This is a genomic window from Vibrio sp. YT-19(2023), assembly GCF_033337395.1.
In genome coordinates this window covers 1-1,084 of the sequence record NZ_JAWOQN010000156.1, presented here as the reverse complement: position 1 = coordinate 1,084, position 1,084 = coordinate 1, and the positions used below count along the sequence as shown (strand labels likewise).

The window sequence follows — 1,084 nt, the reverse complement described above, 5'->3', positions numbered from 1 at the left end:
CGATGAATGCTTCGTGCGTGACGTATTGAGCGATGTTGAGTTCATTGAGCACACAGAACTAACATTGGAAAACACCGATCAAGTGCTAGAAGAATTGGCGAAAGTGCGCGATTTCCACTATGCAGAAGATAACGAAGAGCAAGAACCAGGCCTTCGTTGTATCGCTGCGCCGATTTATGACCGCTTTGGTCAAATCATTGCTGGCTTGTCTATCTCATTCCCAACCATCCGTTTCGATGAAGAGAGAATGGAATATTACGTCGGCTTACTGCATCAAGCAGGTAAAAACATTTCTGAGCAATTGGGTTACCACGATTACCCGGCATAATCAGAAACAAGAGGCAGCCGCGAGGCTGCTTTTTTTGCCACTTAGCACAATGTTGAAACACCGGTTCATTTTAGAGGTAAACCATGGGCACATCCGTCACTCCAAACATCTTCGACTTTTTAATCAAAATTGACCCCTTTGATAAACTGCCAGAACCTGTGGTTGAAAGCATCGCGAATTCCGTCAAGGTCAAGTATCTCGTGAGGGGCGAAACCATCGGTTTTAGCGCCTTGTGCGATCAACGTTACCTCTACATCATCCGAACCGGTGCCATTGAACAGCGCACGCCTAACGGCGAACTGCGTGCGCGCCTTGGGCAAGATGACCAATTTGGTTTTACTTTCCTCGACCCACTCGAAAATGCCGAAGATGGTTACCAAGCGGAAGCGATTGAAGATTCATTGCTCTATTTGATCCCCCATTCTGAGCTAAAACTGGTCAGCGAAGAACACCCAGAATTTGCCGACTATTTTGCCGCCCAAGCCAATGTGCGCTTGAGTTCTGCGGTGAAGTACGTTTGTCGGAAAGAAGAAAAAGGGCTGTTCTTTCGTACTGTTGGCGAGATCGCCAGTGAAAACATTGCGATTGTCGATGTGAACGACTCTATCCGCAGTGTGGCGCAAACCATGTGTGGCAAACAACGCAGCTCCTGTGCCGTTGTGATGAAAGAAGGCGAAATTATTGGCTTAGTCACCGACCGAGATATGACGAAATCGGTCGTCGCACAAGACATGGATACCAATCAACCCATTGCCG

2 protein-coding genes are annotated in these 1,084 nt (G+C 47.7%); both read left to right on the top strand.

The window, feature by feature from the left end; translation table 11 throughout:
- The coding region (locus R7E78_RS24570) for an IclR family transcriptional regulator C-terminal domain-containing protein (protein ID WP_318058402.1) at nt 1–328 on the top strand (328 nt) is incomplete at its 5' end.
- Between the two features lie 83 nt (nt 329–411).
- Nucleotides 412–1,084, top strand: a 673-nt coding sequence (locus tag R7E78_RS24565; RefSeq protein ID WP_318058401.1) for a CBS domain-containing protein, incomplete at its 3' end; no start/stop codon positions are given.